We start from the raw sequence: 21,142 nt of genomic DNA, 5'->3' as shown, positions 1-21,142 counted from the left end.
TCTCGCACGCGCGGCCGGCAACATGTGACCCGGAACCGTCGGGTCCGGACAATGCCGCTTTTGGCGCTTCACCGCAAGGATTCGGACCGGGCGATCCCCCTCCGCACGCCCCAAATCGGCCAAGTGACCGCCAAGAGAGCCCCAAGACGACGGTACTATGGCCTTATCGTGGCCGGGAGCCCCGGTGATGCTCCCGGGGGCACCCATGGTGTGCCCGTTCTCACGCGAACGTGCGCCAGGTCACGTTTTGTAACCCGAGGTCCCTTTACATCGCCTCGTAGTTCGGCCCGCCGCCGCCCTCCGGGGGAACCCAGGTGATGTTGCCGTTGGGGTCCTTCACGTCGCAGGTTTTGCAGTGGACACAGTTCTGCGCGTTGATCTGGTAGCGCGGCGCCGCACCCTCCTCGACCCACTCATAGACGCCGGCCGGGCAATAGCGGTTCGATGGACCGGCGAAGATGTCATGCTCGGAGGTCTTCTGCAGGTTCATGTCGGCGACCCGGAGATGGACCGGCTGGTCTTCCTCATGGTTGGTGTTGGACAGGAACACCGAGGACAGCTTGTCGAAGGAGATCTTGCCATCCGGCTTCGGGTAGTTCTTCGGCGCGTGCTGCTCGGCCGGATCGAGCGTCGAGCGATCGGGCTTGGCATGCGACTGCGTGCCGAACAGCGAGGTGCCGAACAGCGTGTTGAACCACATGTCGAAGCCGCCGAGCGCGACGCCGAGCACGGTGCCGAACTTCGACCACAGCGGCTTGACGTTGCGGACCAGGAACAGGTCCTTGCCAACCGACGAGGACCGCCAGGCATTCTCGTAGTCGACGACCTCGTCATTGGCACGATCGGCGGCGAGCGCGGCCGCGACATGCTCGGCCGCCAGCATGCCGGTGCCCATCGCATTGTGCACGCCCTTGATGCGCGGCACGTTGACGAAGCCGGCAGCGCAACCGACCAGCGCGCCACCGGGGAAGGTCAACCTCGGCACCGATTGATAGCCGCCCTCGGTGATGGCACGCGCGCCATAGGCAAGACGCTTGGCACCTTCGAAGGTGCCGCGGATCGACGGATGCGTCTTGAATCGCTGGAACTCATCGAACGGCGACAGATACGGATCGTCGTAGTTGAGATGCACGACGAAGCCGACCGCGACGAGGTTGTCGTCGTAATGATAGAGGAACGATCCGCCGCCAGTCTTCAGATCGAGCGGCCAGCCGAACGAATGCTGGATCATGCCCTTCTGATGCTTGGCGGGATCGATCTGCCAGACTTCCTTGAGGCCGATGCCGAACTTCGACGGCTCGCTCTTGGCATCAAGCGCGAACTTTGCGATCAGCTGCTTGGTCAGGCTGCCCCGCGCGCCCTCGGCGAACAGCGTGTACTTGCCGAGCAGCTCCATGCCGCGGGTGAAGGAGTCCTTGGGCTTGCCGTCGCGGCCGATGCCCATGTCGCCGGTGGCGATGCCCTTCACCGCGCCTTTGTCGTCATAGAGCACTTCCGCGGCGGCAAAGCCCGGATAGATCTCGACGCCGAGCGCCTCGGCCTTGCGCGCCAGCCAGCGGCAGACATTGCCGAGCGAGCCGATATAGCAGTGATGATTGTTCATCAGCGGCGGCATCATGAAGTTCGGCAGCTTGATCGCGCCGCCGGTCGTCATCCAGTAGAAGCGGTCGTCCTTGACCTGCGTCTTCAGCGGACAATCCGCATCCTCACGCCAGTCCGGAATCAGCTTGTCGAGCCCGGCCGGATCGATCACGGCGCCGGAGAGAATGTGCGCACCGACCTCGGAGCCCTTCTCCACCACGACGACGTTGAGATCGGCATTGATCTGCTTCAGCCGGATCGCCGCGGCCAGACCCGAGGGGCCGGCGCCGACGATGACGACGTCGAATTCCATGGATTCGCGCGGGGGAAGTTCTTCGGTGCTCATCTGATCTCAGCCCTTGAGACGGTTCCTTGTCATTTGCGCCCCCTTGTTTCCGATTTTTCCGGGTAGGACAACCACGGAAATGCGTTCCGCTGGGATGCAAGGCGCCTTAAGATGAACTAATAGTCAGACTTTCCCAATGATCACCGAGCCCGCACCCACCGTTCGAGAGCTTCTCGCCTTCTATCTGGAGGCCGGTGTCGATTGCGCGCTCGCGGAGGAACCGGTCGACCGCCTGGCGGAATTAGACGCCCCGCCGCCGGCCCCGCGCGTAGCGGCGGTTCAAGCGCCGCGGCCTGTCGCCGCGCCTGCGGTGATACGCGGCGAGGCCGCACCGGCGCCCGACGTTGCGATCGCCTCGGCGCGCGAGGCCGCGCGCACTGCGCCGACGCTCGAGGCGCTGCGCGAGCTGATGCAAAATTTCGAAGGCTGCGCGCTAAAACACACCGCGACGCGGCTGGTGTTCGCCGATGGCAATCCGCAGGCGCGCATCATGTTCGTCGGCGAAGCGCCGGGCCGCGACGAGGACATCGAAGGACTGCCGTTCGTGGGACGCAGCGGCAAGCTGCTCGATCTGATGATCGGCGCGATCGGGCTCAACCGCACCACCGCCTACATCACCAACGTCATCCCCTGGCGCCCGCCCGGCAATCGCACGCCGACGCCGCAGGAGACGCAGATCTGCCTGCCCTTCATCCAGCGTCATATCGAGTTGGTGAACCCCGACATGCTGGTGACGCTCGGCAATCCCTCGACGCAGACGCTGCTCTCGACGCGCGAAGGCATCATGCGCACGCGCGGGCGCTGGTTTGATTACGACACCGGCCAGCGCACCATCCGCGCGCTGCCGACCTTCCACCCGGCCTATCTGTTGCGCTCGCCGTCGTACAAGCGGCTGGCCTGGCAGGATCTGCGGGCGATTGCGAAGGTGTTGGCGCAAGGCTCGTGAGAGGCAGAACGGCCTATCCCCGTCGTTGCGAGCGCAGCGAGGCAATCCAGAGTCTTTCCGCGGAGACAGTCCGGATTGCTTCGTTGCGCTCGCAATGACGAATGGAGAGAGCGACCTACGCCCCCTTCGGCCGCACGATCGCCCAGCCGATGCGCAACAATCCCTGACGGCCATTGACCAGCCATTCGAAGGCCCGCGGCACTTCGGGCACGATGCCCGGGAAGCGCGCGAGGATTTCGGGCGGCGGGGTGCCGGCGGTGTCGGACGCGCGCCAGACCACGACGCCGCCGCTCTCGCTGAATTTCGCCTGTGACATCCAGGGTGTGCGCCCCGGATCAGCATCGATGAAGAGGTGTGGCCGGCCGGAATGCAGCGTGATCAGGCTTGCAAGCTGCGTCTCGCCGGCGACCGCGCGCAGGCGATGGTTGGTGCGGCGGGCAAAGCTCTCGTCGAAGAAATCCGAGATCGCGTGCGCCGGCATCGAGGTCGCAATCTCGCCGGTGCCGGTCCAGGGCATGAACAATACCGCCAGGACGACGCCGGCGGCAGGGGCGATGACGGCCGCCGCCCATACCGTGCGCAACATCCGCGCGCGGCGCATGGCGATGAGATCGCCCGCCATTACGACCATGGCGAGGCCCGACATGACCAGCACGACGCCGGCACCGCCGACCACAGTCTCGAGCCAAAACAGGCCGGAGATCAGGACCGCACCGAGCGCCGGCGCGAGCGCAAAGAAATAGACGAAGTTGCGTGCGAGCGGCTCGACCGGCGGCCGGTAGATGATCGGCGCCTCCTCACTCTTGCCGGCGAACAGGGGTGTGTTGAGGAAGCTCAGCACCGGGACCGCGATGGCGCCGAACACCAGCCCGCCGAGCAGCCAGACGGCGTGGATCGCACGGGCACTGAGGTCGGCCAGTTGCGGCAAGGCCGGCAGCACAAGAGTTTGGGCGCGCATCAGCCAGACCGCATAGGGCAGCGCCAGCACGGCCACGACGACGAGCGCGAACAACGGATCGAGCGCGCGCAAGGTCCGGCGGCCGCCGGCGGTCGACAGCGCGAAGATGACGAGCAGCGCGAGCAGGAAGATCGCAGCCGGCGTGGTCAGGAGCAGAAGGCCCGCCTCGATCGACCAGGCGAACCAGGCATTACCGCGGCGCTGGCCGATGATCTGCCAGGAATGCAGCAGCAGCAACGCCCAGAGCGGCCGGGCGAGGACCAGGGGGCCGAAGTCGAGCGCGGACGAGGAGAAGGCCAGCACCGTCATGGTCAGGAGCACGGCGAGAACCGCCTGCTGGGTACCCACCACGGCCCGCGACAGATGATAGAGCGTGATGAAGGTCGCGATCTCGCAGAGCTCGGCAAGGACGTAGACGCCGAACACATGGCCGCCTGCCACGCGATAGGCAATGTCCGCGAGCCAGATCGACAGCGGCGGGCCGAGATCAGTGCCGACCCGATATTCGCGGCCATAGGCCAGCAGGGTCGCCAGGCTGCCGGGCGGACTGCGATAGAACAGCAGCGCCACCAGCAGCCACATCGCGGCCTGCAGCAGCACGGCAATCCAGACGATCAACCGCGGCCGGGCGCGAATGAGCTCGATGACCAGGGAGGTAAACCGCATGCAACGCCCGAAAGATGCAGCCAACCCGTCCAGCCGGCCCTATTCGCTCACACCCGTTTTGATAAAGGGCGCCACGCGCCGTGGCAACGGCGGTCTGCTCTAGAGGCCCGCTGAAGCCTCGATTTCAACTGAGGTCTCGACCTCGGTGACGGAGAACAGATCCTGCACCGGCTCGACGGTCCAGGGCATGTGCTTGGCACGGGCAGCGGCGACCGGGGCGAAGAAGCTGCGGTGGTGGACGGTCGGGCCGAGGCGATCGAGCGCGTCGAGATGCTCGGGCACGCCATAGCCCTTGTGCTGCTCGAAGCCGTAGCCGGGGCAATCCTGCGCCAGCGCGCACATCAGCCGGTCGCGCGTCACCTTGGCGACGATGGAGGCGGCCGCGATCGAGAGCACGATGCCGTCGCCGCCGATCACGGCCTCGCAGTCGCAAGACGTATCGAGCCGGTCGCGGCCGTCGACGAAGACGTGCCTGGGCGCCTCGGGCAGCGCGACCACCGCGCGCTTCAGCGCCCAGAGCGAGGCCCGCAAAATGTTGTCGCGGTCGATCCGCGCGGGCGAGGCGACGGCGACCGAGACTTGCGCGGTGGCGCAGATCTTCTCGAACAGTTTTTCGCGCTCTTCGCCGGTCAACCGCTTGGAATCGTCGATGCCGCGCGGGATGCGGTCGGGGTCGAGAATCACGGCGGCGGCCACCACGGGGCCGGCGAGCGGCCCGCGGCCGGCCTCGTCGCAGCCCGCGACCGGCCAGATGCCGCGCTTGATCAGCGCGCGCTCGCGGCGGAAGCTCGCCTTGGCAGGCGCAGCCTTCTTCTCAGCGGCCTTCTCTGGCGCATCTTTGGCCGGCTTCTTGGCGGACTTGTCCCGAATCATGGCCGGGATCGTGCGCAAGCCGGCTCGCCCGCGCAACCGGGAACCCCGCGCAATTCCCGTTATTCAGACGGACCGCTCTACTCCGCCAGATGCACCCGCCGGTCGTCGCCGACCTCGATGCCGGGCGCGACAACGACCTCCCAGGGATGGCCGTCGGGGTCGGCGAAATAGCCGGAATAGCCGCCGTAATCGGTCTCATGTGCGGCCTTCAGCAGCGTGGCGCCCTTACAAAGCGCAAACGCCAGCACGGTATCGACCTCCTCCCGCGAAGCGCAGTTCCAGGCAAGCGTGACACCGCGGAAGGTTGTCGGCCTCGGCTGGTCCGGCAGCCTGGTGTCGTCAGCGAGCTGATCCCAGGGAAACAGGCCAAGCACGGGACCACCGGTATCGAAGAACGCAACGGCTTCACCCGTAACCTTGAGCCGGCGCGAAAAGCCGAGCGCATCGTAGAAGGCGATGCTGGCGCGGATGTCGCGCACACCAAGCGTGATCACCGTGAGCCGCGGTATCGGGGCCGGCAGATCCTTACTCATCACATACCTCGTTCGCTCCGCGCCTCAGAACAGGCTGAGCTGCTCGCCGTTCGGCTTCGGCTTGGCAAAATGATCCGTCGTCAGCTTCGAGCGGCGCTTGTTCAGCCCAAGCCGGTCGCAGGCGATCTCGAAGCGACGGCCGATGGTCCAGGCCATGGGACCGGTTCCTTTCATACGTTCGCCCCATTTCGAATCGTAGTCGCGCCCCCCGCGCATGTCGCGGATCAGGGTGAAGACGTGGCGATACCGGTCCGGATAATTTGCCATCAGCCATTCGCGAAAGAGATCGCGCACCTCCAGCGGCAACCGCAGCAGGACATAGGAGGCTTCCTTGACGCCGGCATGGGCGGCGGCATCGAGGATGCGCTCGATCTCGGAATCGTTCAGCGCGGGGATCACGGGCGCCACCATCACGGTGGTGGGGATGCCGGCGTCAGAGAGCTGCTTCAGCGCCTCCAGCCGTTTTGGCGGCGTCGAGGCCCGCGGCTCCATGGTGCGCGCGAGTTTTGGGTCGAGCGAGGTCACTGATATCGCGACCTTGGCAAGGTTGCGCTTGGCCATGCGCTGGAGAATGTCGATGTCGCGCACGACCAGCGCCGACTTGGTGACGATGCCGACGGGATGGCCGGTGCGCTCCAGCACCTCGAGAATGCCGCGCATGATTTTGCGCTCGCGCTCGATCGGCTGATAGGGATCGGTGTTGGTGCCGATCGCAATCATCCGCGGCTCGTAGCCTGAGGCCGCGAGCTCCTTCTCGAGCAGAACAGGCGCCTCGGGCTTTGCGAACAGCTTTGACTCGAAGTCGAGCCCCGGCGACAGGCCGAGATACGCGTGGGTCGGCCGCGCGAAGCAGTAGACGCAACCATGCTCGCAGCCGCGATAGGGATTGATCGAGCGGTCGAAGCCGATGTCGGGAGAGTCGTTGCGGGTGATCACCTTGCGTGAGGTGTCCACCCCGACCGTCGTCTTGAACGGCGGCAGGTCTTCCAGGCTCTGCCAGCCATCGTCGAAGGCGACGCGCGCCTCGGCTTCAAAGCGGCCGCTGGCGTTGGACTGGGCACCCCGCCCTCGCCTGCGCTGGCGGTCGATGGCGACAGCCAGTTCAGGAAAGTCGGCAGGAATATCTGAGAGCGCACCCGCCGGCTCGGAGGGCGCCGTGACCGGCGGGTGCTTGAGAGCAGAAGAGGCTGGACTCATGCAATCAAGATAACACGCCGAAGGAACAAATCAAGAACAAGAATCGAAAACGCGAAAACAACCCCATGCACAGTAGCGCTGCCCAAACTTCGCGCGCGGCCCTTTGACCTCACGCAACACCGCGTGAGCCCGCTTCCGTTTGATGCCGCGGAAGGATCGATCTCGCCGGAACCCGGTTGGTGACGATCCCGGGTGAAGGTCAGCAGGATTATGACAAATCAACAACAATCGGCCGCTGCAAGCAGCGACCTCGATCTCCTCGATCGTTACTGGCGCGCTGCGAACTATCTCTCCGTCGGGCAAATCTACTTGCTCGACAACCCGCTGTTGCGCGAGCCCTTGCGGCCCGAGCACATCAAGCCGCGTCTGCTCGGCCATTGGGGCACGACGCCGGGACTGAATTTCATCTACGCCCACCTCAACCGCGTCATCCGCGCGCTGGACCTGAGCGTGCTGTATGTCTGCGGTCCCGGCCATGGCGGTCCGGGCATGGTCGCCAACACTTATCTCGAAGGCAGCTACAGCGAGATCTATCCTAACATCCCCCGCGATGCGGACGGATTGCGAAGACTTTTCAGGCAGTTCTCTTTCCCGGGCGGCATCCCGAGCCACGCGGCGCCGGAAACGCCGGGCTCGATCCACGAAGGCGGCGAGCTCGGCTACGCGCTGGTGCACGCCTACGGCGCGGCCTTCGATAATCCTGACCTCATTGTCGCCTGCGTCGTCGGCGACGGCGAGGCGGAGACGGGCCCGCTGGCAGCGTCCTGGCACTCCAACAAGTTCCTCAATCCCACGCATGACGGCGCGGTGCTGCCGATCCTGCATCTCAACGGCTACAAGATTGCCAACCCGACCGTGCTCGGGCGGATGCCTGATAGCGAGATCCGCGATCTGTTCCGCGGGTTCGGCCATGAGCCGCTGTTCGTCGAAGGCGACGATCCAAAATTTATGCACCGGACGATGGCCGATGCGCTCGACGTCGCGATTGCCAGCATCCACTCCATCCAGCAGCACGCCCGCGACGGACGCAAGACGATCGAGCGGCCGCGCTGGCCGATGATCGTGTTGCGCAGCCCGAAGGGGTGGACCGGCCCGAAGGAGGTCGACGGCAAGAAGGTCGAAGGCTTTTGGCGCGCACATCAGGTGCCCGTTGCGAACTGCCGCGAGAACCCGGCGCACTTAGAGATTCTCGAGGACTGGATGCGCAGCTACGAGCCGGACAAGCTGTTCGACAGGAACGGTGCGCTCATTCCCGAGCTTCAGGCGCTCGCGCCGCAAGGCGAAAGACGGATGGGCGCCAACCCGCATGCCAATGGCGGGCTGCTGAAGAAGGAGTTGAAGCTGCCCGACTTCCGCGGTTTTGCCGTCGAGGTGCCCAAGCCCGGCGGCGTGACTGGAGAAGCCACGCGCGAGCTCGGCAAATTCCTGCGCGATGTCATCCGCCTCAACGCCGTGGAGCGCAATTTCCGCATCATGGGTCCTGACGAGACCGCGTCAAACCGGCTCGATGCCGTGTTCGATGCGACCGAACGCGTCTGGATGGAGCCGATCGAATCTTACGACGTGCATCTCGCACAGGACGGCCGCGTGATGGAGGTCTTGAGCGAGCATCTCTGCCAAGGCTGGCTGGAGGGCTATCTGCTCACCGGACGGCATGGCTTCTTCTCCTGCTACGAGGCCTTCATCCACATCGTGGATTCCATGTTCAATCAGCACGCCAAATGGCTGAAGGTGACGCGGCACCTGCCTTGGCGACGGCCGATCGCCTCGCTCAACTATCTCCTGACCTCGCATGTGTGGCGGCAGGACCATAACGGCTTCAGCCATCAGGACCCCGGCTTCGTCGATCTCGTCGCCAACAAGAAGGCCGACATCGTCCGCATCTATTTTCCGCCCGATGCCAACACGCTGCTGTGGATCGCCGATCACTGCCTGCGCACCTATAACCGCATCAACGTCATCGTCGCCGGCAAGCAGCCGGCGCCGCAATGGCTATCGATGCAGGAGGCGGCGACGCATTGCGATGCCGGCATCGGCATCTGGGCCTGGGCCGGAAATGAGGACGCCGGCGGCGAGCCCGACGTGGTGATGGCCTGCGCTGGCGACGTCCCGACGCTGGAGACGCTCGCAGCCGTTGATCTTCTCCGCAAGGCGCTGCCGGACCTGAAGATACGCGTCGTCAACGTCGTCGATCTCATGACGCTGCAACCGAAGGAGCAGCATCCGCACGGCCTGTCCGATCGCGACTTCGACAGCCTGTTCACGACAGACAAGCCCGTGATCTTCGCCTATCACGGCTATCCCTATCTCATCCACCGCCTCACCTATAACCGCACCAACCATGCCGGCCTGCATGTGCGCGGCTTTGCCGAGGAAGGTACCACGACGACGCCGTTCGACATGGTCGTGCTCAACGAGCTCGATCGCTACCATCTCGCGATCGAGGCGATCGAACGCGTGCCGGGTCTTGCAACTAAAGCCGCGCAGGTGAAGCAGCGGTTCCGCGACGCGCTGATCGAGCATTCGCGCTACGTGCGTGAGCACGGCGAGGACATGCCCGTGATCCGCGACTGGGTCTGGCCGGGCAAGGCGGCATGACAGCGTCGGTTCTCGTCCTCAACGCAGGCTCGTCGAGCATCAAGTTCGGTCTGTTCGATATTTCGGCGGGCGAGCCCGCCCTGCTCTGCAAGGGTCTGCTCGACGAGCACGAGGCGAAGCCGCGGCTGGTGGCGAGGAGCCCGTCGGGCGACACTCTGTTCGAGACGCAGCGGGAGGCATCCGATGCGGACGGCGGCCATCTGTTCGCCGAGGTGCTCGCTTTCGTCGAGGACCGTTTCGGTGATCACCGCCTGCGGGCCGTCGGTCACCGCATCGTTCATGGTGGTCCCGAATATTCACGCCCGGTCGAACTGACCGACGAGGTCTTCACCAGGCTCGAGGCACTGACGCCGCTGGCGCCGCTGCATCAGCCGCGGTGTCTCGCACCGGTCCACCCGGTCAGGACGATCAAGCCTGAGCTGACACAGATCGCCTGTTTCGACACCGCATTTCATCACAGTATGGCACCGCCGGCGAACCGCTTCGCGATCCCGAAGCGCTTCGAGGCACGCGGCCTGCGGCGCTACGGCTTCCACGGCCTGTCGTTCGAATATGTTGCGACCCGTTTGGCGGCGATCGCGCCCGAGCTTGCAGCCAGGCGCGTTGTCATCGCCCATCTCGGCAATGGCGCGAGCCTCTGCGCCTTGCGCGACGGCCGAAGCATCGACACCACAATGGGACTGACACCGCTCGACGGTCTGGTCATGGGCACGCGTTGCGGCATGATCGATCCAGGCGTGCTGCTCTATTTGCTACAGCAAGAGAGGATGACGACCGAGGATCTGCAGCATCTGCTTTATCACGAGTCAGGGTTGCTGGGCGTCTCCGGCCTCTCCGCGGACATGCGTACGCTGCTTGCGAGCAGCGAAGCTTCCGCGCGCGAGGCCGTCGATCTCTTCACCTTCCGCGGGGCGCAGGAGATTGCGGTCATGGCCAACACGCTGGGAGGGCTGGACGGCCTGGTGTTCACCGGCGGCATTGGCGAGCATGCGAATGAGATCCGCAGCGCAATCGGCGAGCGCCTCGCCTGGCTCGGCGTGCGCATCGATGCAGCGGCGAATGACGAAGGCCGCGAAAGCATCGGCGCTTCGGACAGCAGCGTTGCCTTGTTCGTCATTCCCACCAATGAAGAGAGCATGATCGCGCGCCACTGCGCCGATCTGCTGCGCAAGCCCGGTCGCTTATGACGGATTCATGAATGATCTAGCGCAACAGCTGTGCCGCCACCGCGCGGCATGATGTCGGGCGTCAAACGTTGCGCGGACGGATCATGAAAACCCAGATCATCGAAGAACTCGGACAGGGCGACATTCTGTTGCCGACCTTGGTGGCAGAAGGCCTCGCCGCCAACGACCGCATCAAGGTGCGCATGAGCGCACTCCAGGCGGCCGCTCAACATGCGCGGGACCCAAACCGGCCCGCGAGCGACCTCGGCATCGAGAGCCGGACCGCGGGCATTGCTCCCGCCGCAATCGCGACGCTGATCGGCGGCGCGCATATGATCGGACGGGACCGGCTTGCAGCCCCTGCTCTCGCGAAGTTGATGAAGGAGATTGAGGACGACGCCGCGACCATGATCCGCGCCGTCAAAGCCGGAACTCCCGACGAAGGCACGAAGGCGGATGCGCGGCTCGAAGCCATCCGCAGCGCCGGCCTGCTCGATCCCGCAAGCGAAATCGAGATCGCCCGTATCGCGCGACTGACCGGCGTGACCGACGCGGCCGGCGACAGCCTGCACCGGCTGGTCATGGACCTGCACAAGCAGCTCAACAAGCTTGCGGCAAGCTGCTCGGAAGAAGCGCTCGACGGCGCCCATGTCTTCGGCCTGCATGGCGAAGACCGCGCCGCGGTTGCGGCCTTCATGACGGGGCTGAACGCAACGCGCGGCCTCAAGTTCAATCATCCCGGCCTCGACACCATGGCGACGCGGGCGGGCGGACGGCTCCTGATCCAGAATGACATCGGCACCACCGATGCGCATGTCGTCGTGATCGCGGTGAAGAAGAATGCGGTCACCGTCACCTACACCGACGTGCACCTGGCGCGCGCGAAATTCTTCATGTCGCTGTTCGACAGGTTCGAAGCAACATGGAGCGGCCTCGATCGACATACGGCTGCTGGTCTTGGTGACGAGAATTCGTTCTATCTCGTCACCGGTCAATACCAGGCGGATCATGCTGCGAAGCGCAACGAATTCCTGTCGGCGATCGGCGCTGCGCTGGTTTTCCTGATCGACTGGAACAAAGCCCGCAAATTGCTGCGGAGCTGGGTCGCGAAGGACGACGCGGCGCGCATCCTGGAATGGGCCGCGCGCAACCTGATCGGCCATCGCGGTTTTCTCGAGCTCGGCGGTAACGAATTGCTGGGCTCGGCGGTCCGGAACGCCGCCCCCTCGCGGATTGGCTTCGGCGAGCGGCTCGACCAGGCGCTGGGCCGCGCCGCCGCGATCGACTTTCTCAAGGCGGCACTGCGCGCCTCGACCGAGGCGCTGCTGGCCGGCCGCTCGGTGAGGACGGTCCGCGACCAGATCGAGGCTGACCTGGTGCGGCACCTCGACCGCGTCGACGGGACGCTGCTCGCGGCCGTGCTGCGCCAGACCGGCTTGGCGCACGATCTCGTCATCGCGATCACACGCCATATCGCGGCGGTCAGAGCTGGGCTGCCTGCCGACGGCAAGTTGCTGGCGGCGCGCTGTGCTGCGATCGAACAGAAAGCTGACCGCATCGCGCTGGAGAGCCGCAAGGAGGTCGACCGCCTCGATGCCCGCCCTGTGATCGGGCAATTGATCGACCGCATCGAGGATGCCATCGACGAGCTGGAGCAGGCAGCCTTTGTCGCCTCGCTGCTCCCCGAGCGGGCCGATCCGACCCTGCTGGCTTCGCTGGCCGAGCTTTGCGTGGTGGCCGCGACAGCGGCCGAAACGGCTTCAAAGGGCATTGCGGCAGCAATGGACGTGCCGGAAGGACGGCGGGTCGATTCCGAGGATGCGCTGGCCGCCGTAACCCGCCTGATCGACGCCGAACATGCGGCGGACACCAGGGAGCGAGCCACCACCACGCTGGTCTTCGGCGGAGGCTTCGACGTTGCGACTTCGCTATCGGTGATCGAGTTGGCGCGGGCCATCGAACGCGCCACCGATCGCTTCGCCGCTTTCGGCCATCTGCTCCGCCGTCACATCATGATTGATCTCGCAGCCTGAGGAAGCCACCATGCATATCGTGCGTATCGGCGCTGAGGCGGCCGAACTGCGGCCCGCCAAGGAGATCGGCGCCAAGGCCGCGAACCTCGCTCGGATGGCAGCGCTTGGCCTGCCGGTACCGCCCGCCTTCGTGCTGCCTGTCAGGCTCTGCGCCGACGTGATTGCCGGCCATGCCCATGCTGTGCAGCACCTGCGTGACGGGCTGAAGGATGGGATCGCGTTCCTGGAGAACGCAACCGGAAAACGCTTCGGCGACCGCCGGCAGCCGCTGCTGGTCTCCGTGCGCTCCGGCGCGGCGCGATCAATGCCGGGCATGCTCGACACCGTGCTTGACGTCGGCTGCACACTGGACGCCGTGCACGGGCTGATCCGCGCGACCGGCCGTCCCCGGCTCGCGTGGGATTGCCGGCGGCGTTTCCTCGAGAGCTTTGGCGAGACAGTGCTCGGGCTCGATCCCGCTCCGTTCGCCGCGCGCATCTCCGAGCTGGTCGACGCCGAAGGCGTGGCCAGCGACCGGGAGCTGGATGGCGAAGCGCTGGAGCGGCTGGCCGCCGCGGAACAAGCGCTGATCGGAGATCACGCCGATGGCTGCCTCGACGATGCGGCGGCCCAGCTCGAGGCGGCGGCACGGGCCGTCTACCAATCCTGGACCAGCGAGCGGGCGCAGACCTACCGCAAGCTCCAGCAGCTCGACGATCTCGAGGGCACCGCCGTCACCATCCAGGCCATGGTATTCGGCAATGGCGGGCTCGCCTCGGGCGCCGGCGTCGCGTTCTCGCGCGATCCGTCGACCGGCGCCTCTCACACCATGATCGATCTCGTGCTTGATGCGCAGGGCGAAGACGTCGTGTCGGGCCGGCGCACGCCGGACCCCGACGACGCGATCGCCCGTGCGTTGCCGGGGATCCGGGCGGAGTTGAGCAATGTGCTGAAGCGGCTCGAGCGCGAATTTGGCGACGTGCAGGATGTCGAGTTCACGGTCGAGGACGGCAAGCTGTGGATGCTGCAGACCCGCTCGGCCAAGCGGACGCCGCGCGCTGCGGTCAGGATCGCGATCGATCTCGTGCATGAAGGATTGATCGCGAAGGACGAGGCGCTGACGCGCCTCGCCGGCATCGACGTTGCGTCGCTGGTCGATATCTCGCTGGTTGGCGCCGGCAAGCCGGCGGCCTCCGGCACCGGCGCCTCCGGCGGAATCGCCGTTGGCCGCGCGTCGTTCGATTCGGAAGGCGCCAAGCGCCTTGCGGCCACGGGCGAGCCGGTCATTCTGCTGCGCCCCGACACGAGAACGGCCGACATCGCGGGATTTGCGGTGGCAGCCGGCATCGTCACCGCGGTCGGCGCGCGGACCTCGCATGCGGCACTGGTGGCTCGGCAGATGGGCAAGCCATGCGTGGTCGGCTGCGGTGAGCTGAAGATCGATCCGGACTCACGGCGCGCCCGGCTTGCCGATGCGACGCTCTCGGAGGGCGACTGGATCACGATCGAGGGCGACGCCGGGCAGATTTATCTCGGGCGCTGCCAAACGTCGGAGACGCGACCGGAGGCCGAGCTCGCCGAGATCGTCGCTTGGCAGTCGCAGAGTTGCGATCAACGGCGGGCAGGTGTGGAGACGTCTCAGTGAAGCCCCGCAAAGATCTGGATGCAGCCGATCACGACCTCGATCACGATCAGCACCACCACCGCGATTTCGAGCCGCAGTGAGCGTTGGGTGTCGATGATGTCGGTGAGCGCGTCGGCGGTGTCCGCGACGACCTTGAGCTTCCGCTCAAGCGTGTCCAGGCGCTCCTTCAGCTCGTACTCGTCTTCGAGACGCGCATAGAGCCGGTCGAGCTGCGGCTTTTCCCAGAGCGCATCGGGCTTTTCGGCGACGGCGACGCGGCCGGCGACGCGCTGCTGCACCAGCAGCGCATTGCCGATCAGTTGCAGGATGCCCTTGCGTCGCCGCGACGTCCGGCCCTTCTCGGCAAGCTCCCGCGCGAACGGCTCGATGACATCGAAGACCGCAGCGACACGCCGCTCGTCGCGCGCCAGCGACGTGCTCTTGGCAAGTGCGTCGGCGATCAGCAGCAGCCGCTCGTCGGAGAATTTCGAGAGGTTGATCGGCCCGCCCGGCTGGATCGCCTCTGCGTTTTCGTCCTTGCAGAGCTGCGCCTGGGCGGTCTCCTCCTCATGCGGGCTCAGCTCGCCGGTCACGCGCGACTTCAGGCTGTCGAGCAGCACCTTCTCCTCCGAAGGGAGGAGGCCGATCAGCACCACGACGCCGTAGCGGAAGATCACAGCGAGGCCGGCATGGACGCGAAAAGCCGCCGGCGTCGAGGAGACGGGAGCACCGATCTCGAGCCCCGACGGATTGATGCGTTCGCCGAGCATCACGGCGCGGATCCGCAAGGTCGGCGCGGGGTCCGGCTTCGGCGATGTTGACAGCGCGCCAACGGGAAGTTGATCGGCGTTCATTGGACACATCTCACTCAGCGCGTCAGCGATTGCAGTTTTTCCCATTAGCAAGGATATCGATGCAGCCAGGCGGAGGAATAAGGCCCTCGCCCGACATCAGCCGAGAAAAACCCCATTGGAGCTCACGCCCCTGCAACTCGCCGAAACATTCGGCAACATGACCACCCTGCGCGCAACACATTCGGCTGCGATGGACCGGCGGTGGTTTACCATCGCACGACCGAACGCCGCCGGAAAGTTGCACTCGGCATCGCCGCGTGTTTATGACAATATCATAACCAGCTACGCTTCTCCCGAAGTGCTGATATCGAAGCCTCAATCATGCTGAGCGTCATCATACCGACTGAAGGCGTCGAGCAGACGGCAGTCGCAACTCTGGCCGCGCTGGTACCCGGCGCCGCGGCGGGCATCATCAAGGAAGTTTTGCTGGTCGACGGCACCCGCAACGGCGTCATCGAGCGCGTTGCCGACGTCGCCGGCTGCCGTTTCATCGGCTACGAAGGAACTTCGCAGGGCGCGGCGCTGGCCGCCGGTGCGCTCCAGGCCCGCTCACCGTGGCTGATGTTCCTGCCGGCCGGCGCGGTGTTGGACACCGGCTGGATCGAGGAGACGACCCAATTCATTCAGGCGGTCGCGGCCAGCGGCCGGGACCGCGCGGCCGTGTTCCGCTACGCGCGCTCGCCTTACGCCGATACGGGATTTCGCGACTTTGTGAGGTCTGTGGCGCGCAAGCTGGTCGGCCCGCTCGGCGATCAGGGGCTTTTGATCGCGCGCGACCATTACGACCGGATCGGGGGCCATCCGCCCCAAGCTCGCCGCTCCGAGGCCCGGCTGCTGCGGCGGCTCGGCCGTTCCTCCCGGACGCTGCTGCGCAGCCGGATCGTCATGGTCGGGTAGGCCACCAAATACTTGCCAAAGTCAAATAATTATTTGACAATGGCAATTATTGAGGTGTCCCATGCCAGTCAACGGTGCTGACGACCAGATCGCAGCGGTTCGCGCCTTCAACCGCTTCTATACCCGCAAGCTCGGTGTGCTCGACCAGCATTTGGGCCAGAGTCCGTTTTCGCTGAGCGAGGCCCGCGTGCTCTATGAGCTCGCGCATCGCGACGCGCTCGCGGCGAAGGAGATCGGCAATGAGCTCGGTCTCGACCCCGGCTATCTCAGCCGTATCGTTCAAAGCTTCGACGAAAAGGGGCTGATCACGCGCACACCCCTGCCCACGGATCGCAGGCAATACCAGCTCAGCCTTACCGCCAAGGGCCGCCAGACATTCGCCAAGCTGAACCTGGGCTCGCAGAACGAGGTCGCCGCGATGCTGGCCCGGCTATCGGCCGGCGATGCAACGCGGCTCACGCAGGCGATGGCGACCATCGAGGCCGTGCTGGAGCAACGCCAGAGCCAGCCCGCGTCGGTCGTGCTGCGCAGCCATCGCGTCGGTGACATGGGCTGGGTCATCTCCAAGCAGGCGGCGGCCTATGCCGCGGACTATGGCTGGGACATCAGCTACGAGGCGCTGGTCGCGGAGATCTGCGCACAGTTCATCAAGAGCTACGACGCCGCGCGCGAGCATTGCTGGATCGCGGAAGTCGGTGGCGAGCCGGTCGGCTCGATCTTCCTGGTCAAGGCCACCGACGAGCTCGCCAAACTCCGCCTGTTGCAGGTGGAGAAGAAGGCACGCGGCCTCGGCGTCGGCCGCGCGCTGGTCGAGCAATGCATTCAGGGCGCGCGCGAACGGGGCTACAAGAGGATGACGCTGTGGACGCAGAGCATCCTGGTCGCCGCACGCGGCATCTACAAGAGCGCCGGCTTCGAGCTGGTCGCAACCAAGCCGCATCACAGTTTTGGGCACGATCTGGTGGGTGAGACGTGGGAGATGGATCTGTAGCTGCGCGATGCGAGATGATTATTCTGGGAAAGGATATCTCTCCGGCGTGTCTGATCTCGTAGGATGCGCAAAGGCGCACTTGCGCCGTGCCCACGATCTTTCTCAATCAACAGAAGTCGTGGGCACGCTGTCGCTTTGCCCACCCTGCGATACCTTGTGGCTTGGCTTGCGAACGGTGCTTGCGCACCGACGCGCATCTACACCGTCGCGCCCTGCGCTTTCGGCCGGCGCAGATGCTCGTCCAGCCGCGGCATGATCTCGACGAAATTGCAGGGGCGCGTGCGGTAGTCGAGTTGCGCCGCCAGGATGCCGTCCCAGCCGTCGCGGCAGGCGCCGGGCGAACCCGGCAGGCAGAAGATGTAGGTGGCTCCGGCAACGCCTGCAGTGGCGCGGCTCTGGATCGTCGACGTGCCGATCTTGGCATGGCTCAGCATGTGGAAGGCGATCGAGAACCCGTCCATGCGCTTCTCGAACAGCGGCTCGATCGCCTCCGGCGTGACGTCGCGCCCGGTGAAGCCGGTGCCGCCGGTGGTGATGACGACGTCGACGCCGGCATCCGCGATCCAGCGGCGGATCACGGTGCGGATGGCCTCGACATCGTCGGTGACGATCTCGCGGGCGGCGAGATGATGGCCGGCCGCCGTGAGGCGATCGACCAGCGTCTGGCCGGATTTGTCGTCCGCAAGCGCGCGCGTGTCGGAGACGGTGAGCACCGCGATGTTGAGCGGGATGAACTGCTTGGATTCGTCGATGGAGGCCACGATTTCGCTCCTGCTTCCCCAATCACCGCCGTCATCCCGGGGCGAACGCACTTGCGTTCGCCCTTGAGGTGCGAACCTTGCGATGCAGCGCATCGCAAGGTGAAGCCTCGAAGGATGGGCCACGGGCTCCGCCATCCTTCGAGGCTCGCCGAAGGGGCGAGCACCTCAGGATGACGCCACTGATATCGTACTATGGCCCGCCGCCGCCGAACGTGTTGCAGGCTTGCAGCGTGCCCTGCTGATAGCCGGTCATGAACCACTGCTTGCGCTGCGCGGCGGAGCCGTGGGTGAAGGAGTCGGGCACCACGCGTCCCGTCGCCTGGCGCTGCAGTGTGTCGTCGCCGATCGCGCTCGCCGTGGTCAGCGCGGCGTCGATATCGCCGGCCTCGAGGAAGTTCGGACGCTTTTTCGCTTCGCGATTGACCCAGATACCGGAGAGGCAATCGGCCTGGAGCTCGACCTTCACCTGGAGCGCGTTCGACTCCGCCTTGCTGCTGGCCTGCTGCTGCAGCCGCGTCACCTTGGGGATGATGCCAAGCAGGTTCTGGATGTGATGGCCGGCCTCATGCGCAATGATGTAGGCGGAGGTGAAATTGCACGCCGATTTGCCGGAGCAACCGCGGAAGCGCGTCTCGACCTCGCGGAAGAAGCCCGTGTCGAGGAAGATGGTGCGGTCCGGCGGGCAGTAGAACGGCCCCATCGCCGACTCGGCCCGGCCACAGCGGCCGCCATTGGTGGCGTTGCGGAACAGCACGACCTTCGGGCCGGTGTAGGACTGGCCGGAGGCCTGGAAGATCTCGGTCCAGCGATCGTCGATCTCGCCGAGGATGCCCGAGATCATGCTGCCCATCTCGTCGGTCGGCGCACCGCGCTTGGCCTGACTGGACGGACGGTCGCTCTGGTAGCTCGGCGCCTGGCCGCCGCCGGTGAGGATCTCGGCGCCGCCGATCAGGATGCGCGGGTCGATGCCGAAGGCATAGCCGACCAGGCCCAGCACGATGATGGTGCCGATGCCGAGGCCGCCGCCGCCCATCGGCAGCCCGAACCCGCCGCCTCCGCCGCCGCCAAATCCTCCTCCACCGTCATCGCGACGATCCTCGATGTCGTCGCTGCGGCGGAAATCATCGTAGCGCATGGCGGGCTTCCCTCAGGTCGGCAATTGTTCGGCGTGGGCACGCGGAAACGCGAAAACCTTAACGCGCCACATAGCTAAAATTTCCATTGCGTTAATCAATATCCCGCTCGGCAATTATTGCCTAGTGCGACAGCGTGCAACGCCAGCAATTTTTTCCGAGGGCCAAGCATTTTTTTCCGAGAGAAACTTGAGAGTCTTTTGCAGATCCAGCCACCCTCGCAACGCGAAGAAACGCGAAACACACTGTAAAACACGGCAAATGCTCGCAGCTTCACGCGCGCGACACGCGATGCGGGGCCTGCTCACGAAAGCGGCGGGTTAAGTCGATTTTTACTTTGCCGCTTCATTGTAACGGTCAGTCGGTTGTTTGGTCCCGCGTCGCCGACAGCGTCGCCTGAGTCAGAGTTCTTGAGTCATGGTAGTGTCGCGTCGCGGGGCGTCTGCAAAGGCGCCCCGCACAAATTTTGAGTCTCCGTCGCACAGCATCATTCTCGGTGATTGCGTCGCCGAGATGTCGAAGCTTCAGGCCGGCTCGGTCGATCTCGTGTTCGCCGATCCGCCCTACAATCTGCAGCTCAAGGGCGATCTCAAGCGCCCCGACGAATCCCATGTCGATGCCGTCAACGACGACTGGGACAAGTTCGATTCATTCTCCGCCTATGACGATTTCACCCGCGCCTGGCTCCTGGCCGCGCGGGCTGCGATGAAGCCGTCGGCGACGATCTGGGTGATCGGCTCCTATCACAACATCTTCCGCGTCGGCGCGATCATGCAGGACCTCGGCTTCTGGCTCCTGAACGACATCGTCTGGCGCAAGACCAACCCGATGCCGAATTTCCGCGGCCGCCGTTTCACCAACGCGCACGAGACCATGATCTGGGCCGCGCGTGACGAAAAGGCCAAGGGCTACACGTTCAACTACGAAGCGCTGAAGGCGGCCAACGAGGACGTGCAGGCACGCTCCGACTGGCTGATCCCGCTCTGCACCGGCGAGGAACGTCTCAAGGGCGCCGACGGCAAGAAAGTGCACCCGACGCAGAAGCCGGAAGGCCTGCTCGCGCGCGTGCTGCTGTCGTCATCCAAGCCTGGCGATCTCGTCATCGATCCCTTCAACGGCACCGGCACCACCGGCGCCGTCGCCAAGCGTCTCGGCCGCTCCTATATCGGCTTCGAGCGCGACAAGACCTATGCCAAGGCCGCCGAAGCGCGCATCGCCGCGATCGAACCGCTGCCGGAAGCGAGCCTCGCTCCTTTCATGACCGCGCGCGAAGCGCCGCGCGTGGCGTTCTCCGAGCTGATCGAGCGCGGCATGATCATGCCGGGCACAAAACTGTTCGATGCCAAGAAGAAGCTGGGTGCACTGGTGCGTGCCGACGGCGCCATCATGTTCGGCGACAAGGTCGGCTCGATCCATCGCATCGGCGCGGTGGCGCAAGGCGCGCAGGCCTGCAACGGCTGGACCTTCTGGCACGTCGAGACCAAGAAGGGCCTCAAGCTGATCGACGAGCTCCGCGCCGAGATCCGCGCCGGCATGGGGGCGGAGTAGCCCAGCACACCCGGCACCTTGAACACCGCCACAGCCAGGACTAGATTCGCTGGATCAGCCCCGTCCTGACCGGCCGGCTCCCATGCGACGACAGTCCGAGACATTGCTACTGGTGCCGCTGCTGCCGATCTTCCTGGTCGGCATGTTTCCGATGTTCCTGATCGCCCTGCTCGGCTTTTTCGGTCTCGCTTTGTTTGGCGTGCTCGTGATCTGCGTCGGGCTCGCGAGCAGCAACGAGGCGCACGACAATTTCAATCACGATGTCATCGTGCATGGCTACGCGCGTGGCTCGGAGCGCAAGGCGCAGGCCTCCGACATGCATCTCGCCAGCCGGCTCGGGTTGCGGTTGGAAGCGGTCGGCGCGGCGATGATCCTTACGGCCGCCATCGGCCTTTGTTACGCCGGTTGATCTGCGCGGCGCGCAGATACCGCCCCGCAAACTCGCCGGTTGCTCTCCC

The 21,142-nt window shown here is 65.3% G+C and carries 17 protein-coding genes; 9 read left to right on the top strand and 8 right to left on the bottom strand.

Annotated features, from left to right (window positions below; all coding sequences use genetic code 11):
• Positions 1-265 precede the first annotated feature (265 nt).
• Positions 266-1,927 carry an electron transfer flavoprotein-ubiquinone oxidoreductase gene (locus L6637_RS09125; protein ID WP_237870212.1) on the bottom strand — a complete coding sequence of 554 codons (1,662 nt, stop codon included), beginning with the start codon at positions 1,925-1,927 and terminating at the stop codon, positions 266-268.
• A gap of 136 nt (positions 1,928-2,063) precedes the next feature.
• Here L6637_RS09125 and L6637_RS09120 point away from each other — a divergent pair, with 136 nt between their 5' ends.
• The gene (locus L6637_RS09120) at positions 2,064-2,873 is read left to right on the top strand and encodes a uracil-DNA glycosylase (protein ID WP_237870210.1); all 810 of its coding nucleotides are present in this window, start codon (positions 2,064-2,066) and stop codon (positions 2,871-2,873) included.
• A 115-nt stretch (positions 2,874-2,988) separates the two neighbouring features.
• On the opposite strand, the gene L6637_RS09115 is transcribed toward L6637_RS09120, so the two are convergent.
• From L6637_RS09115 to L6637_RS09100, 4 genes are all read right to left on the bottom strand, one after another.
• A complete protein-coding gene (locus L6637_RS09115; RefSeq protein ID WP_237870208.1) occupies positions 2,989-4,497 on the bottom strand; it encodes a glycosyltransferase family 39 protein in 1,509 nt (502 codons plus the stop codon).
• A 99-nt stretch (positions 4,498-4,596) separates the two neighbouring features.
• Positions 4,597-5,370, bottom strand: a complete 774-nt coding sequence (locus L6637_RS09110; protein ID WP_237866750.1) for a ribonuclease HII — start codon at positions 5,368-5,370, stop codon at positions 4,597-4,599.
• Between the two features lie 77 nt (positions 5,371-5,447).
• Complete coding sequence (locus tag L6637_RS09105; RefSeq protein ID WP_237866747.1) at positions 5,448-5,903, bottom strand: VOC family protein; 456 nt, start codon at positions 5,901-5,903, stop codon at positions 5,448-5,450.
• Between the two features lie 24 nt (positions 5,904-5,927).
• Positions 5,928-7,100, bottom strand: a complete 1,173-nt coding sequence (locus tag L6637_RS09100) for a PA0069 family radical SAM protein (protein ID WP_237866745.1) — start codon at positions 7,098-7,100, stop codon at positions 5,928-5,930.
• Positions 7,101-7,310: 210 nt separating this feature from the next.
• Between L6637_RS09100 and L6637_RS09095 the strand changes: the two genes are divergently transcribed.
• The 4 genes from L6637_RS09095 (at position 7,311) to L6637_RS09080 (ending at position 14,521) form a co-directional block, all read left to right on the top strand.
• Positions 7,311-9,698, top strand: a complete 2,388-nt coding sequence (locus L6637_RS09095) for a phosphoketolase family protein (RefSeq protein ID WP_237866742.1) — start codon at positions 7,311-7,313, stop codon at positions 9,696-9,698.
• Positions 9,695-10,885 (top strand): acetate/propionate family kinase, encoded by a 1,191-nt coding sequence (locus L6637_RS09090; protein ID WP_237866739.1) that lies wholly within the window; start codon positions 9,695-9,697, stop codon positions 10,883-10,885. Before L6637_RS09095 ends, L6637_RS09090 begins: the two co-directional genes overlap by 4 nt.
• Before the next feature lie 83 nt (positions 10,886-10,968).
• Positions 10,969-12,897: a hypothetical protein gene (locus L6637_RS09085; RefSeq protein WP_237870206.1), complete on the top strand. Its 1,929-nt coding sequence runs from the start codon at positions 10,969-10,971 to the stop codon at positions 12,895-12,897.
• Between the two features lie 10 nt (positions 12,898-12,907).
• Positions 12,908-14,521: a PEP/pyruvate-binding domain-containing protein gene (locus tag L6637_RS09080; RefSeq protein WP_237870204.1), complete on the top strand. Its 1,614-nt coding sequence runs from the start codon at positions 12,908-12,910 to the stop codon at positions 14,519-14,521.
• Here the strand turns inward: L6637_RS09080 and L6637_RS09075 are convergent.
• Positions 14,515-15,354 carry an RMD1 family protein gene (locus L6637_RS09075; protein ID WP_237870202.1) on the bottom strand — a complete coding sequence of 280 codons (840 nt, stop codon included), beginning with the start codon at positions 15,352-15,354 and terminating at the stop codon, positions 14,515-14,517. The two genes, L6637_RS09080 and L6637_RS09075, sit on opposite strands and share 7 nt — an antisense overlap.
• Before the next feature lie 321 nt (positions 15,355-15,675).
• On the opposite strand from L6637_RS09075, the gene L6637_RS09070 reads away from it, so the two are divergent.
• A complete protein-coding gene (locus L6637_RS09070; protein WP_237870200.1) occupies positions 15,676-16,251 on the top strand; it encodes a glycosyltransferase family protein in 576 nt (191 codons plus the stop codon).
• A 61-nt stretch (positions 16,252-16,312) separates the two neighbouring features.
• Positions 16,313-17,242 (top strand): bifunctional helix-turn-helix transcriptional regulator/GNAT family N-acetyltransferase, encoded by a 930-nt coding sequence (locus tag L6637_RS09065; protein ID WP_237870198.1) that lies wholly within the window; start codon positions 16,313-16,315, stop codon positions 17,240-17,242.
• Positions 17,243-17,439: 197 nt separating this feature from the next.
• Here L6637_RS09065 and moaB read toward each other — a convergent pair whose 3' ends face one another.
• Positions 17,440-18,003: a molybdenum cofactor biosynthesis protein B gene (moaB, locus tag L6637_RS09060; RefSeq protein ID WP_237866730.1), complete on the bottom strand. Its 564-nt coding sequence runs from the start codon at positions 18,001-18,003 to the stop codon at positions 17,440-17,442.
• Positions 18,004-18,193: 190 nt separating this feature from the next.
• Positions 18,194-19,138, bottom strand: coding sequence for a KPN_02809 family neutral zinc metallopeptidase (gene ypfJ, locus L6637_RS09055; RefSeq protein WP_237866729.1), 945 nt, complete (start codon positions 19,136-19,138; stop codon positions 18,194-18,196).
• Between the two features lie 415 nt (positions 19,139-19,553).
• Between ypfJ and L6637_RS09050 the strand changes: the two genes are divergently transcribed.
• Both L6637_RS09050 and L6637_RS09045 read left to right on the top strand, forming a co-directional pair.
• On the top strand, positions 19,554-20,684 hold the full coding sequence (locus L6637_RS09050) for a site-specific DNA-methyltransferase (RefSeq protein WP_271606938.1): 1,131 nt from the start codon (positions 19,554-19,556) through the stop codon (positions 20,682-20,684).
• Positions 20,685-20,766: 82 nt separating this feature from the next.
• A complete protein-coding gene (locus L6637_RS09045; protein WP_237866727.1) occupies positions 20,767-21,093 on the top strand; it encodes a hypothetical protein in 327 nt (108 codons plus the stop codon).
• Positions 21,094-21,142: the final 49 nt, after the last annotated feature.

The sequence above is a fragment of the Bradyrhizobium zhengyangense genome, from assembly GCF_022012435.1.
Classification (GTDB): domain Bacteria; phylum Pseudomonadota; class Alphaproteobacteria; order Rhizobiales; family Xanthobacteraceae; genus Bradyrhizobium; species Bradyrhizobium zhengyangense.
The sequence above is the reverse complement of the archived record's forward strand: the minus strand, read 5'-3'. Positions and strand labels throughout refer to the sequence as shown.